Source organism: Rhizobium sp. R693, from assembly GCF_002211315.1.
In the GTDB taxonomy this organism is placed as follows: domain Bacteria; phylum Pseudomonadota; class Alphaproteobacteria; order Rhizobiales; family Rhizobiaceae; genus Rhizobium.
Genome location: NZ_LOKY01000005.1, coordinates 81,280 through 95,263 on the forward strand (window position 1 = coordinate 81,280; position 13,984 = coordinate 95,263).

At 58.6% G+C, this 13,984-nt stretch carries 13 protein-coding genes and 4 tRNA genes; 12 read left to right on the forward strand and 5 right to left on the reverse strand.

All coding sequences use genetic code 11. The features are described 5' to 3' along the window. Positions 1–243 precede the first annotated feature (243 nt). The 4 genes from ATY79_RS06725 to rlmB form a co-directional block, all read right to left on the reverse strand. Positions 244–624 carry a transcription termination/antitermination NusG family protein gene (locus tag ATY79_RS06725; RefSeq protein ID WP_088691777.1) on the reverse strand — a complete coding sequence of 127 codons (381 nt, stop codon included), beginning with the start codon at positions 622–624 and terminating at the stop codon, positions 244–246. Positions 625–685: 61 nt separating this feature from the next. Continuing rightward, positions 686–761: transfer RNA gene (locus tag ATY79_RS06730), tRNA-Thr, on the reverse strand. Positions 762–1,018: 257 nt separating this feature from the next. After that, entirely contained in the window at positions 1,019–1,174 is a 156-nt protein-coding gene (locus tag ATY79_RS30775) for a hypothetical protein (RefSeq protein WP_189637098.1), read from the reverse strand. Between the two features lie 213 nt (positions 1,175–1,387). Then, positions 1,388–2,278, reverse strand: a complete 891-nt coding sequence (rlmB, locus tag ATY79_RS06735; RefSeq protein WP_088691778.1) for a 23S rRNA (guanosine(2251)-2'-O)-methyltransferase RlmB — start codon at positions 2,276–2,278, stop codon at positions 1,388–1,390. 206 nt (positions 2,279–2,484) lie between these two features. On the opposite strand from rlmB, the gene ATY79_RS06740 reads away from it, so the two are divergent. Continuing rightward, a tRNA-Tyr gene (locus ATY79_RS06740) sits at positions 2,485–2,569 on the forward strand. A 26-nt stretch (positions 2,570–2,595) separates the two neighbouring features. Then, positions 2,596–2,669 (forward strand) — tRNA-Gly (locus ATY79_RS06745). 45 nt (positions 2,670–2,714) lie between these two features. Here the strand turns inward: ATY79_RS06745 and ATY79_RS06750 are convergent. After that, positions 2,715–3,224 carry a hypothetical protein gene (locus ATY79_RS06750; protein ID WP_088691779.1) on the reverse strand — a complete coding sequence of 170 codons (510 nt, stop codon included), beginning with the start codon at positions 3,222–3,224 and terminating at the stop codon, positions 2,715–2,717. A 265-nt stretch (positions 3,225–3,489) separates the two neighbouring features. Here ATY79_RS06750 and tuf point away from each other — a divergent pair, with 265 nt between their 5' ends. The 10 genes from tuf to rpoB all read left to right on the forward strand — a co-directional run bounded on the left by tuf (position 3,490) and on the right by rpoB (position 13,874). Then, on the forward strand, positions 3,490–4,665 hold the full coding sequence (gene tuf, locus ATY79_RS06755) for an elongation factor Tu (protein WP_018857113.1): 1,176 nt from the start codon (positions 3,490–3,492) through the stop codon (positions 4,663–4,665). A gap of 168 nt (positions 4,666–4,833) precedes the next feature. Then, complete coding sequence (locus ATY79_RS06760; protein WP_088691780.1) at positions 4,834–5,727, forward strand: NAD(P)-dependent oxidoreductase; 894 nt, start codon at positions 4,834–4,836, stop codon at positions 5,725–5,727. A gap of 140 nt (positions 5,728–5,867) precedes the next feature. After that, a tRNA-Trp gene (locus ATY79_RS06765) sits at positions 5,868–5,943 on the forward strand. Between the two features lie 189 nt (positions 5,944–6,132). Further along, entirely contained in the window at positions 6,133–6,333 is a 201-nt protein-coding gene (secE, locus tag ATY79_RS06770) for a preprotein translocase subunit SecE (RefSeq protein ID WP_088691781.1), read from the forward strand. Positions 6,334–6,350: 17 nt separating this feature from the next. Continuing rightward, complete coding sequence (gene nusG / locus ATY79_RS06775) at positions 6,351–6,881, forward strand: transcription termination/antitermination protein NusG (protein WP_007791989.1); 531 nt, start codon at positions 6,351–6,353, stop codon at positions 6,879–6,881. A 173-nt stretch (positions 6,882–7,054) separates the two neighbouring features. Then, positions 7,055–7,486: a 50S ribosomal protein L11 gene (gene rplK, locus ATY79_RS06780; protein WP_007791992.1), complete on the forward strand. Its 432-nt coding sequence runs from the start codon at positions 7,055–7,057 to the stop codon at positions 7,484–7,486. A 4-nt stretch (positions 7,487–7,490) separates the two neighbouring features. Next, positions 7,491–8,189, forward strand: a complete 699-nt coding sequence (rplA, locus tag ATY79_RS06785; RefSeq protein ID WP_007791995.1) for a 50S ribosomal protein L1 — start codon at positions 7,491–7,493, stop codon at positions 8,187–8,189. Between the two features lie 329 nt (positions 8,190–8,518). After that, the gene (gene rplJ, locus ATY79_RS06790; protein WP_037138714.1) at positions 8,519–9,037 is read left to right on the forward strand and encodes a 50S ribosomal protein L10; all 519 of its coding nucleotides are present in this window, start codon (positions 8,519–8,521) and stop codon (positions 9,035–9,037) included. A 58-nt stretch (positions 9,038–9,095) separates the two neighbouring features. Next, the gene (gene rplL, locus ATY79_RS06795; protein WP_037138717.1) at positions 9,096–9,476 is read left to right on the forward strand and encodes a 50S ribosomal protein L7/L12; all 381 of its coding nucleotides are present in this window, start codon (positions 9,096–9,098) and stop codon (positions 9,474–9,476) included. Positions 9,477–9,734: 258 nt separating this feature from the next. Continuing rightward, the gene (gene rpoB, locus ATY79_RS06800) at positions 9,735–13,874 is read left to right on the forward strand and encodes a DNA-directed RNA polymerase subunit beta (protein WP_088691783.1); all 4,140 of its coding nucleotides are present in this window, start codon (positions 9,735–9,737) and stop codon (positions 13,872–13,874) included. The last annotated feature ends 110 nt before the right edge of the window (positions 13,875–13,984 follow it).

Genomic DNA, 13,984 nt, shown 5'->3' on the forward strand with positions numbered 1-13,984 from the left:
GTTCGTCCAGTTCTCCGATGCAGGCTTCCGCATAGTACCGAAGCGAAACGGTCCTGCTTCGACCCTTCGGCAATAATCTTCCAAGCTGGGTGTGGAGGTGCTTCCGCCGTTTGTGTCGCGCGTCTTCCACCAAAGTCGCCTTATTGAACCTGTAGGCTTGGTGGCTATCGAACCCAGCGAGCATCAGTCGCTGCAGATCCTCCTCGGAGAAGGCGACGGGGCCGCCGTCCCGGCTTAGAGAAACTATACCCCCACCCCGTCAACTTCCCTGACCGGATCGAAGCCGTCGCGCGGGTCGCGACGTACGAAGACATACCCGACGAGCAAAGGCATACGCCGCTCCACGAGCTTGCGGCTCCGATGCTTGCGCAACTCCTTCCAGAACGCCGGCATGTAGACGTCGATGTTCGCGTTCCGCAGGTTGCGCTCGATAATGCTCTCGCCGCGGCGGTCCTCTGGGCAACCTTCGATCGCCTTGGCCATGCGCTGATAACCGGGCTTGACGCGGATAGCTTCGTACGTGCCAGAGCAGGCCGCATGTTGCAATCCATGTTGCATGGATTCGCCGACAGCGCAGGGGAATGGCTGGAAATCAAGGGGACTGGCTGCAGCATCGCGCGACATGAAAAACCCGCCAACTAAGGGCGGGTTTAGCATCAAATCACTGATTTCGTTCACAAATCTGTGGTGCCCCCGGCAGGGTTCGAACCCGCGACCCCCTGATTACAAATCAGGTGCTCTACCAACTGAGCTACAAGGGCGATGCGTGCCAAGTACCAGATTCTGACGTTCTGTAAAGCAGAAATCGGAACGACGTTGATTTCATTCGCGTGACTTTGGCCTTTGAGTCTGCGTCGCAAGGCCCCCAGGCCAATTTCGCTGCCGTTAGCTCGGAGCAGCCTGCCGCATGCTTGCCTGCAGCGCGTCGCCAGGGCGGCGTCCCTTCGGCTTCTGACCGCGACATGCTTGTGATGCTCAGCGGGGGCGACCGTTGGTTCCCTCAATGACAGCAAGAGATCTACTGGTTGGGCGCCGGAATGGGGCGTTCCGGGGCGGGTGCCAGCGGAGCCGGTTCGTGCGTTGGCTGCGACTTGTCGATCCAGGCAATGCTGAGAATGATGGCTACGAATACACCGATGAAGACAGTGCCGACAATGAGGGAGCGGATAGCCATATGGGATACGTTCCTCCTGTTCCAGTTCGGGCAATATAAAGAACCGTAGGGTCAAAACCGTGGCGAGCCCAGTCTTTCTAACGGACGGCCGTGGTGTGACAGTGGGTTGCTATCTGTTTTGTCCGCCTGCGAGCAAGCTGACGAAAAGCGCCACGGATCGAAGGATCGAACGGATCATGGCATTTCGTATGGCCGTGATCCATCCTACTCCTATCAGACTTTCAGATGCAGCCTCGCCGCATAGAGTGCGATCGCCGCAGCGTTGGAGACATTGAGCGACTTGATCGCGCCCGGCATGTCCAGTCTCGCAAGTGCGCCGACGGTTTCGCGCGTCTTCTGCCGCAGCCCCTTGCCCTCGGAGCCTAGCACCAGTGCTACCTTATCACCTGACAACGTGCCCTCGAGCGGAGCCGGGCCTTCCGAATCAAGGCCGATCGTGAAGAAGCCGAGCTTGTGCAGTTCTCCGAGCGCGTCGGCAAGGTTGGTGATCTGGATATAGGGGATCAGCTCCAGTGCGCCGGAAGCCGCTTTCGCCAGGACGCCTGATTCGGTCGGGCTGTGACGTTGCGTGGTAATGACCGCGCCTGCATTGAAGGCCACGGCGGAACGCATGATGGCGCCGACATTGTGCGGATCGGTCACCTGGTCGAGCACGAGAAGCAACTGGCTGTTCTTCAGCGCTTCCAGCCGGCGAACGGGCAGGGGCCGTGTTTCCAGCATGACGCCTTGGTGGATCGCATCGGGGCCGAGGATCTTGTCGATATCGTGCGGAGCGACGACTTCGACCGGAATGCGAAGTGAATCGGCATCGATCTCGAGGCGGGCGAGCGCGTTCTGTGTCACCGACAACTTGACGTTTCGGCGATCCTTGTTGTCGAGCGCGGCGCGAACCGTATGCAGGCCGTAGAGATAGACCTGTTCGGGCGCGAGTGTCGGAGGCTTCCAGTCCTCGGCGCCGCGCCGGCGCTTCTGCGGTGGCGGTGTCGGAATCTCGCCGCGTTCCCGCTTGCTGTCGCGATGCGCGCGGCGCAGGGTTGCGTAATGTGTGTCCTTGGCGGACTTGTCGTTGGTGGGCTTGCCACCGCTTTTGTTGTCTTTGCTCATGCGGCTTTATAGCGAGGGCACTTCTTTCCGCATAGGATTTCTTTCAGGAGCCCGGCTTTCCGCGGTCGATGAAATTTTTCACATTTTTTCCATCGTCATCGTGTTGACATGCGGAAATCGTCCGGTCATATACGCGGCGCAGACCGAGGGGCGGCAACGCTTCGAAAGTCTGACGAGCTTGGTCTCACGATCCGGACGAAAAGACTGGAGAGATGCCCGAGTGGTTAAAGGGGACGGACTGTAAATCCGTTGGCTCAGCCTACGTTGGTTCAAATCCAACTCTCTCCACCATTCGTCATTGGATCGGATACCACCCCGCGGGTATAGCTCAATGGTAGAGCAGCAGCCTTCCAAGCTGAATACGCGGGTTCGATTCCCGCTACCCGCTCCAAATCCTCCATAATTTAATTTTCCGTGCGCACGCGCGCCTGCACTTCTATCCCCACAAAAGCACGAAAGGCGATGCCAGCGCGATGATGCCGGCGATCGTCCATCGCCTCTGTCCCTGGGCGCTGAGGTCTTCCCTTGAAAGCCACATACGAACGGCGATGAACCCGATCGCAATCAATGCGCTGTAGATCACGGCGCGCAGCAGGATCGACCAGCCGCCGCCGAAGAGACCGATGGCGATCCCGAAACCGGTGAGCGCGCCGAGAATGCCGTATCCGACGTCGAACATCAGCATTGTCGTGGTCGAAAGCGGCGTCAGCATCTTCGGAAAGGCGATCGCGAAGGCCGCCGTAAGCAGCCATATCGCGACGATCGCCTGCAGCGTCGAGGAACTGACAATCGAGGTCGCCAGAGCCGGAAGCCGCTCAGGCGAGGAGAGGCGTACAATCTGCGCGACCCAGTCGATCGCCGCGGCAAGAATCCACAATATGAAAGCGCAGGCGGCAAAGATGAGAAAGTTGCCTGCTGATCGTTTTGCAATTTCCTTTGGTTCCATTGCGTTGTCTCCAGACGGTACTTCCCATTGAGAGCAGCAAATGAAGTAGTATCATATCCTTGACTTGGGCGCGCGCGTTCTTCGGGTTATATCTTCGCTGCCATCTGCAGTGGATATTGCTGATCGGGCGCTTCCTTCCCATATGCGTCCGCAGGCTAGGAATACGGTCCGCAATTAGGTCTTGCGCAATCTCCTCGAAAGCCTTAAACGGCGGCACTAAACCGGTTCGCCGGGGTCATCCATTTCGTTCACAGGAAGCATTCAAATGGCAAAGAGTAAGTTTGAGCGCAACAAGCCGCACGTTAACATCGGCACGATCGGCCACGTTGACCACGGCAAGACGTCTCTGACGGCAGCGATCACGAAGTATTTCGGCGAGTTCAAGGCGTACGACCAGATCGACGCGGCTCCGGAAGAAAAGGCTCGCGGCATCACCATCTCGACGGCGCACGTCGAGTATGAGACCCCGAACCGCCACTATGCCCACGTTGACTGCCCCGGCCACGCCGACTACGTCAAGAACATGATCACCGGTGCTGCCCAGATGGACGGCGCGATCCTGGTTTGCTCAGCTGCTGACGGCCCGATGCCGCAGACCCGCGAGCACATCCTGCTCGCTCGTCAGGTTGGCGTTCCGGCAATCGTCGTGTTCCTCAACAAGGTCGACCAGGTTGACGACGCCGAGCTTCTCGAGCTCGTCGAGCTCGAAGTGCGCGAACTTCTGTCGTCCTACGACTTCCCGGGCGACGACATTCCGGTCATCAAGGGCTCGGCTCTGGCTGCTCTCGAAGACAGCGACAAGAAGATCGGCGAAGACGCGATCCGCGAGCTGATGGCTGCTGTTGACGCCTACATCCCGACGCCTGAGCGTCCGATCGACCAGCCGTTCCTGATGCCGATCGAAGACGTGTTCTCGATCTCGGGCCGTGGTACGGTTGTGACCGGTCGCGTCGAGCGCGGTATCGTCAAGGTTGGCGAAGAAGTTGAAATCGTCGGCATCCGCCCGACCTCGAAGACGACGGTGACCGGCGTTGAAATGTTCCGCAAGCTGCTCGACCAGGGCCAGGCTGGCGACAACATCGGCGCTCTCGTTCGCGGTGTGAACCGTGACGGCGTCGAGCGTGGTCAGATCCTGTGCAAGCCGGGCTCCGTCAAGCCGCACAAGAAGTTCAAGGCCGAAGCCTACATCCTGACGAAGGAAGAAGGCGGCCGTCATACGCCGTTCTTCACGAACTACCGTCCGCAGTTCTACTTCCGCACGACGGACGTCACGGGCATCGTCACGCTGCCGGAAGGCACGGAAATGGTTATGCCTGGCGACAACGTCACGGTTGACGTCGAGCTGATCGTTCCGATCGCGATGGAAGAAAAGCTGCGCTTCGCGATCCGCGAAGGCGGCCGTACCGTCGGCGCAGGCATCGTCGCCTCCATCGTCGAGTAAGCTTCGGATTATCCGGATTTAAGAGGCCCCGCTGGAAACAGCGGGGCTTTTTCTCTTTGCGCTCTCCGGAAATGATGTCGCCACTGGTGGCCGTTCTACTTCAGCGATGGCCTTGCGCTGGATTGCAAAGGCTTTATCTATCCCTCCGATTTCGTATGGGAGGACATGATGAAAAAGCGCATTCTCTTCACGGGTGGTTCGGGCAAGGCGGGGCGTCATGCAGTGCCATGGCTGGTCAATGCCGGCTATGAGGTTCACAACGTCGATCTGGTCCCTTTTGATAGTCCCGGCGTAACCAATCTAATCGCCGATATCACGGACAGCGGCCAGATATTCAATGCGCTTTCAATGCATCGGGACTTTCCTGATCTCGATGCGGGGAGGGGCGTTCAGCCCTTCGACGCCGTGGTGCATTTCGCGGCGATCCCGCGCATCCTCATCAAGCCCGACAACGAGACCTTCCGCATCAACACGATGGGCACCTACAATGTCATCGAGGCGGCGGTGAAGCTCGGCATCCGCAAGATCATCGTCGCTTCCAGCGAGACGACCTACGGCGTCTGCTTTGCCGAAGGCCATCGCGACTTCCACCAGTTTCCCTTGGAGGAGGATTACGACGTCAACCCAATGGATTCCTACGGTCTCTCCAAGGTGGTGAATGAGAAGACGGCCCGCGCCTTCGCCGAGCGCTCCGGCTTCGACATCTACGCGCTGCGCATAGGCAACGTTATCGAGCCGCACGAGTACGAACGGTTCCCGACCTACTTCGCCAATCCGGAAATGCGCAAGCGAATCGCCTGGAGCTATATCGACGCCCGCGACCTGGGGCAGATCTGCCATCTCTGCATCGAGAAGGATGGGCTTGGCTATCAGGTGTTCAATGCGGCGAACGACACCGTCTCGGCCAATACGCCTTCGAAGGAACTCGCCAAGCGATTCTATCCGAACGTGCCGTTCACGCGCGAGATCGGCGAATATGAAGGCCTGCTCTCCAACCGGAAGATCCGCGAAGTGCTGGGCTTCAAGGAAGAGCACGACTGGCGCAAATACGTGAAGGTCTGATCGCAAGCCTTGCCGGTGATACAGGATTGGAAAAATCAAAAAACGCACTTGCCAATCCCGCGCTCCCGCCTTAAAGGGAGCGCCATGCTTGCAGTTGCGCTTCGCGGCCGGTCGGCCAAGAAGCTGAATGTAAAGCGTAAAGGGGTATAGCTCAGCTGGTAGAGCGGCGGTCTCCAAAACCGCAGGTCGGGGGTTCGAGCCCCTCTGCCCCTGCCATCTTTCTTGACCGAGTAGCGCGGATATCTCGCGGCGGTTCGGACGGAAAGGCGACGTATGGCTAAGTTCGTTAAACTTCGGTTTCCCTCTTGTGTAATTGGGAATCGGTGTTTATGTAGGGTTCAACAGACACGCGGTGCGTGGGGCTGATATGTTCGGCTTTACGCGCCGTAATTGCGTGGGCAGTCGATGGCATCCAAATCCAATCCGATTACGTTTCTGCAGCAGGTTCGCTCCGAGACGTCGAAAGTTACCTGGCCGTCGCGCCGCGAGACGATGATCTCGACGGTCATGGTGCTTGTAATGGTGATCTTTGCCGCGCTGTTCTTTTTTGCCGCTGACCAGCTGATTGGCTGGCTGTTGAGCTTCGTGCTTAACGTCGGCAACTGATCGGGTGGAGTAGTAACATGGCGGCACGTTGGTACATCGTCCACGCGTATTCGAATTTTGAGAAGAAGGTCGCGGAAGACATCGAGAACAAGGCTCGACAGAAGGGTCTCGAGCATCTGTTCGAAAAAATTCTCGTTCCGACTGAAAAGGTGGTCGAGGTGCGTCGCGGCCGCAAGGTCGATTCCGAGCGCAAGTTCTTCCCAGGTTACGTTCTCGTTCGGGCCAACCTCACGGATGAGGCCTACCACCTGATCAAGAACACGCCGAAGGTCACTGGTTTCCTCGGCTCTGACAACAAGCCCGTTCCGATTCCGGACTATGAGGCCGAGCGTATTCTCGGTCAGGTTCAGGAAGGTGTCGAGCGGCCGAAGGCGTCCGTTACCTTCGAGATCGGCGAGCAGGTCCGCGTTTCCGATGGTCCGTTCGCTTCCTTCAACGGCACGGTTCAGGATGTGGACGAAGAGCGTTCGCGCCTGAAGGTGGAGGTGTCGATCTTCGGCCGCGCTACGCCGGTCGAGCTGGAATACGCTCAGGTCGAGAAGGTCTGAGTTCGGAAGTCGGTCGATTACAGACTTGCTTCCTTGCGGCGCAAGCCGCAAAGCGCGTGGAAGGTGAGGGCACCTTAGCCGGGTCCTAAAATCCGAACCACGCAACCGCAGCCGCCGGAGCGATCCGGCATTTATTGGCCGGGCAACCGGTCGTCAGTGAAAGGCAGAGAGATATGGCTAAGAAGGTTGCAGGCCAGCTCAAGCTTCAGGTCAAGGCAGGATCGGCAAACCCGTCCCCGCCAATCGGCCCGGCGCTTGGTCAGCGTGGCATTAACATCATGGAATTCTGCAAGGCGTTCAACGCCGCTACGCAGGAAATGGAAAAGGGTATGCCGATCCCGGTCGTCATCACCTATTATCAGGACAAGTCCTTCACCTTCGCGATGAAGCAGCCGCCGGTAAGCTACTGGCTGAAGAAGGAAGCGAAGATCACGTCCGGTTCGAAGACGCCTGGCAAGGGCGCCGTCGCCGGCAAGCTCACCAAGGCTCAGATCAAGTCGATCGCAGAAGCCAAGATGAAGGATCTGAACGCAGCGGATATCGAAGGTGCAATGGCGATGATCGAGGGCTCTGCCCGCGCCATGGGCCTGGAAGTGGTAGGATAAGACCATGGCTGGCAAGCGCACCAAGAAGATCAACGAAGGTGTTGATCCCACAAAGCTCTACGCTCTGAACCTTGCTATCGGCATGGTCAAGGAACGTGCCGTCGCGAAGTTCGATGAAACCATCGAAGTCGCCATGAACCTCGGCGTCGATCCGCGTCACGCAGACCAGATGGTCCGCGGCGTTGTCAACCTGCCGAACGGCACCGGCCGCGACGTTCGCGTTGCTGTCTTCGCTCGTGGCGCCAAGGCTGATGAAGCCAAGGCAGCTGGCGCAGATATCGTCGGCGCTGAAGAGCTCGTCGAAATCGTCCAGGGCGGCAAGATCGATTTCGATCGTTGCATCGCGACCCCGGACATGATGCCGCTCGTCGGCCGCCTCGGTAAGGTTCTCGGCCCGCGTGGCATGATGCCGAACCCGAAGGTTGGTACGGTTACGATGGACGTTGCTGGTGCCGTCAAGGCATCCAAGGGCGGCGCTGTCGAGTTCCGCGTCGAAAAGGCTGGTATCGTTCACGCTGGCGTTGGCAAGGCATCCTTCGATGCAAAGGCTCTGGAAGAAAATATCCGTGCCTTCGCTGATGCCGTCATCAAGGCGAAGCCGGCTGGCGCGAAGGGCAACTACGTCAAGCGCGTAGCGATCTCTTCGACCATGGGTCCGGGCGTCAAGATTGACCCGTCGTCCGTTACGGCTCCGGCCGCTTAACGAATTCGCCGGGCTTCGGCCCGGTTTAAAGAATTCCGGCCTCGAAAGGGGCCGGAATATTCCGGAGAAATCCGGAATCCTGTCCGAGATTGCAGGTGGTTTTCCCTTAATCACTTGGCCTGCATGAGACGGGTAAGACCCGAATTGCATGAAGTTCTACTTCTAGGAATTTGGTTCGAGCCTTGGATGCCTTGTGCCTTCGGCCTTTCTGGCGCGAAGCGCGAGGGGACAGGATCCTCAAGCGTCGCTTGGGATCTCTTTTGATCCCAGGAGGCAAAAGGCAACCCGGTGGGGCCCGTCAAAAAGGTCCTGCCAACTGGAGATAGGCAGTGGAAAGAGCGGAAAAACGCGAATTCGTCACGGAACTGAACGAAGTCTTCAAGGCTTCGGGCTCGGTTGTCGTGGCCCACTATGCTGGTGCTACAGTCGCGCAGATGAACGACTTCCGTTCAAAGATGCGTGCAGCTGGCGGTACCGTCAAAGTCGCGAAGAACCGCCTGGCCAAGATCGCCCTTCAGGGTACGGAAGCGGAAGGGATTTCCAATCTCTTCACCGGTCAGACGCTCATTGCGTACAGCAATGACCCGATCACCGCTCCGAAAGTCGTCGTGGATTTCGCCAAGACCAACGATAAGATCGTTGTTCTCGGTGGTGCCATGGGAACAACGACGCTCAACGCCGATGCAGTCAAGTCGCTTGCGACCCTGCCGTCGTTGGACGAACTGCGCGCGAAGCTGCTGGGCATGATCCAGACTCCGGCCACCCGCATCGCAGGCGTTGTTGCAGCACCGGCAAGCCAGCTTGCTCGCGTGTTTTCGGCTTACGCCAAGAAGGACGAAGCCGCATAAGGCGGTTTTTTGCTGTTTATAAAACACCGGTTCGAACCGAACAAAAGGAACTGATAACATGGCTGATCTCGCAAAGATCGTTGAAGACCTCTCCTCGCTGACCGTTCTGGAAGCTGCAGAACTGTCCAAGCTTCTCGAAGAAAAGTGGGGCGTTTCCGCTGCTGCTCCGGTAGCTGTTGCTGCTGTTGCTGGCGGTGCAGGCGCTGCTGCTGCTGCTGAAGAAGAAAAGACCGAGTTCGACGTTATCCTCACGGATGCCGGCGCTAACAAGATCAACGTCATCAAGGAAGTTCGTGGCATCACCGGCCTCGGCCTCAAGGAAGCCAAGGACCTCGTCGAAGGCGCTCCGAAGGCTGTCAAGGAAGCCGTTTCCAAGGCTGAAGCTGCTGACATCAAGAAGAAGCTTGAAGACGCCGGCGCTAAGGTCGACGTTAAGTAATCTTGAACTGCATCTGGGAGGCTGGATTTCCGGCCTCCCATTTGCCGTTTTCTGGAACGAATTACCCAAAAGCCGCGTGAAAACGGCTTTTGGGTAATGGGTTCTTCAAGAGGATGGTCTCGAACCGAGACGTGAAGGCAATCCGGCCTCACATTTCGGGAAGTGAGACGAGATTGAACTACCCATTGATTGACGGGGTCGACTGGCCATCGGTTCCCGTCCGTTGCAGGCCCGGATGCAATTTTTGAAGGAGCGACGATGGCTCAGACCCTTTCGTTCAATGGTCGTAGGCGCGTACGCAAGTTTTTCGGTAAGATCCCAGAAGTCGCAGAAATGCCGAACCTCATCGAGGTTCAGAAGGCATCGTATGATCAATTCCTGATGGTTGAAGAGCCCAAGGGCGGTCGCCCTGATGAGGGCCTTCAGGCTGTCTTCAAGTCTGTTTTCCCGATCACGGATTTCTCCGGCGCTTCCATGCTGGAATTCGTGTCCTACGAATTCGAACCGCCAAAGTTTGACGTTGATGAATGCCGCCAGCGCGACCTGACCTACGCCGCGCCGCTGAAGGTTACTCTTCGTCTGATCGTGTTCGATATCGATGAAGATACGGGCGCGAAGTCCATCAAGGACATCAAGGAACAGTCGGTTTACATGGGCGACATGCCGCTCATGACCAACAACGGTACGTTCATCGTCAACGGTACCGAGCGCGTTATCGTGTCTCAGATGCACCGTTCGCCGGGCGTCTTCTTCGACCACGACAAGGGCAAGAGCCATTCTTCCGGCAAGCTGCTCTTTGCTGCCCGCGTGATCCCGTATCGCGGTTCCTGGCTCGATATCGAGTTCGACGCCAAGGACATCGTCTATGCCCGTATCGACCGTCGTCGCAAGATCCCCGTGACCTCGCTGCTGATGGCACTCGGTATGGATGGCGAAGAAATCCTGTCGACCTTCTACACGAAGTCGGATTACCAGCGTGACGGCAAGGGCTGGCGTATTCCGTTCAAGCCCGAGACCCTCAAGGGTGCCAAGGCAATCACCGAAATGGTTGACGCCGACACCGGCGAAGTCGTTGTCGAAGCCGGCAAGAAGCTGACGCCACGTCTGCTCCGCCAGCTCGCTGACAAGGGCCTCAAGGCTCTGAAGGCAACCGACGAAGACCTGTACGGCAACTACCTCGCCGAAGACATCGTCAACTACTCGACGGGTGAGATTTACCTCGAAGCGGGCGACGAGATCGACGAGAAGACGCTGCCGATCATTCTGCAAAACGGCTTCGACGAGATCCCGGTTCTCGGTATCGACCACATCAACGTTGGCGCCTACATCCGCAACACGCTGACCGCGGACAAGAACGAAAACCGTCAGGACGCTCTGTTCGATATCTACCGTGTCATGCGTCCGGGCGAACCGCCGACAATGGACTCGGCCGAAGCCATGTTCAACTCGCTGTTCTTCGATGCGGAGCGTTACGATCTCTCCGCTGTTGGCCGCGTGAAGATGAACATGCGTCTCGACCTCGACGTCGAAGACACCGTCCGCATCCTGCGCAAGGACGACATCCTGGCCGTGGTCAAGATGCTGGTCGAACTGCGCGACGGTAAGGGCGAAATCGACGACATCGACAACCTCGGTAACCGTCGCGTTCGCTCTGTCGGCGAACTGATGGAAAACCAGTACCGTCTTGGCCTGCTCCGCATGGAGCGTGCGATCAAGGAACGTATGTCCTCGATCGAAATCGACACGGTCATGCCGCAGGACCTGATCAACGCGAAGCCGGCAGCTGCTGCCGTTCGCGAATTCTTCGGCTCCTCGCAGCTGTCGCAGTTCATGGACCAGGTGAACCCGCTTTCGGAAATCACCCACAAGCGCCGTCTCTCGGCACTTGGCCCGGGTGGTCTGACCCGCGAGCGCGCAGGCTTCGAAGTCCGCGACGTGCATCCGACCCACTACGGCCGTATTTGCCCGATCGAAACGCCGGAAGGCCCGAACATCGGTCTGATCAACAGCCTTGCGACCTTCGCTCGCGTCAACAAGTATGGCTTCATCGAAAGCCCGTACCGCCGTATCGTTGATGGCAAGGTGACGAACGACGTTCTTTACCTCTCCGCTATGGAAGAAGCGAAGTACTACGTCGCACAGGCGAACGCCGAGCTCGGCGCCGACGGTTCCTTCACCGACGAATTCGTTGTTTGCCGTCACGCAGGCGAAGTTATGCTCGCTCCGCGCGACAGCATGAACCTGATGGACGTTTCGCCGAAGCAGGTCGTTTCGGTTGCTGCGGCTCTCATCCCGTTCCTGGAAAACGACGACGCCAACCGCGCTCTCATGGGCTCGAACATGCAGCGTCAGGCCGTTCCGCTGCTGCGCGCTGAAGCTCCGTTCGTCGGCACCGGCATGGAGCCGGTCGTTGCCCGCGACTCTGGTGCTGCTATCGGCGCCCGTCGTGGCGGCGTGGTCGACCAGGTCGACGCGACGCGTATCGTTATCCGTGCGACGGAAGACCTTGAAGCTGGCAAGTCTGGCGTCGATATCTACCGCCTGCAGAAGTTCCAGCGTTCGAACCAGAACACCTGCGTTAACCAGCGGCCGCTGGTCACCGTTGGTGACGTTGTCAACCGTGGCGACATCCTCGCCGACGGCCCGTCGACGGATCTGGGCGATCTCGCTCTCGGCCGCAACGCACTCGTCGCGTTCATGCCCTGGAACGGTTACAACTACGAAGACTCGATCCTGCTCTCTGAGCGTATCGTTGCTGACGACGTGTTCACCTCCATCCACATCGAAGAATTCGAAGTGATGGCCCGTGACACCAAGCTTGGTCCGGAAGAAATCACGCGCGACATTCCGAACGTGTCGGAAGAAGCGCTGAAGAACCTCGACGAAGCTGGTATCGTCTACATCGGCGCCGAAGTTCAGCCGGGCGATATCCTCGTCGGCAAGATCACGCCGAAGGGCGAAAGCCCGATGACGCCGGAAGAAAAGCTCCTGCGCGCCATCTTCGGTGAAAAGGCTTCGGACGTCCGCGACACCTCGATGCGTATGCCGCCCGGCACCTACGGCACGATCGTCGAAGTGCGCGTCTTCAATCGCCACGGCGTTGAGAAGGACGAGCGCGCGATGGCTATCGAGCGAGAAGAGATCGAGCGTCTTGCAAAGGACCGCGACGACGAGCAGGCGATCCTCGACCGTAACGTCTACGGTCGTCTGGTGGACATGCTGCGTGGCCAGGTCGCGATTGCCGGCCCGAAGGGCTTCAAGAAGGGCACGGAACTGGCGAACAACGTCGTTTCCGAATATCCCCGCTCGCAGTGGTGGATGTTTGCCGTCGAAGACGAAAAGGTCCAGGGTGAACTCGAAGCGCTGCGTGGCCAGTACGACGAATCCAAGTCGCGCCTTGAACAGCGCTTCATGGACAAGGTCGAGAAGGTCCAGCGCGGCGACGAAATGCCTCCGGGCGTCATGAAGATGGTCAAGGTCTTCGTTGCTGTTAAGCGCAAGATCCAGCCAGGCGACAAGATGGCCGGCCGTCACGGCAACAAGGGTGTTGTGTCGCGTATCGTTCCGGTCGAAGACATGCCGTTCCTGGAAGACGGTACGCATGTTGACGTCGTTCTGAACCCGCTCGGCGTGCCTTCACGCATGAACGTCGGTCAGATCCTCGAGACGCACCTCGGCTGGGCTTGCGCCGGCATGGGCCGTCAGATCGGCGATATGCTGGAAGCCTACAAGGCGAGCGGCAACATCGAGCCTCTGCGCAAGACGATCGGCGACGTTGTCGGCGACGGTCCGAAGGCCGAACAGGTCAAGGACTTCGACGATGACTCGGTTCTGCGTCTGGCTGACCAGTGGAAGCGCGGCGTTTCGATTGCAACGCCGGTCTTCGACGGTGCTCATGAAGGTGACGTCAATGCGATGCTGGCTCTGGCTGGTCTCAAGGAAAGCGGCCAGTCGACGCTGTACGACGGCCGTACCGGCGAGCAGTTCGACCGCCAGGTCACGGTTGGCTACATCTACATGCTGAAGCTGAACCACCTGGTCGACGACAAGATCCACGCCCGTTCGATCGGTCCTTACTCGCTTGTTACCCAGCAGCCGCTGGGCGGCAAGGCGCAGTTCGGCGGTCAGCGCTTCGGCGAAATGGAGGTCTGGGCTCTGGAAGCATACGGTGCAGCTTACACGCTGCAGGAAATGCTTACGGTCAAGTCGGACGACGTTGCCGGCCGTACCAAGGTCTACGAAGCCATCGTCCGTGGCGACGATACGTTCGAGGCCGGTATTCCGGAAAGCTTCAACGTTCTCGTCAAGGAAATGCGCTCGCTCGGTCTCTCCGTCGAACTCGAGAATTCGAAGCTCGAGGAGCAGCAGGCCAGCCAGTTGCCGGACGCTGCCGAGTAAGCACTGATCGGGTGTGCGCTGTCATGCAGCGCACACCGTTCCTGCTCTGGCCCCGTACAGGTGTCGGCCGGGCAGGGACGATTTCGCCGCATTCTGCGGTTATTGTCGTT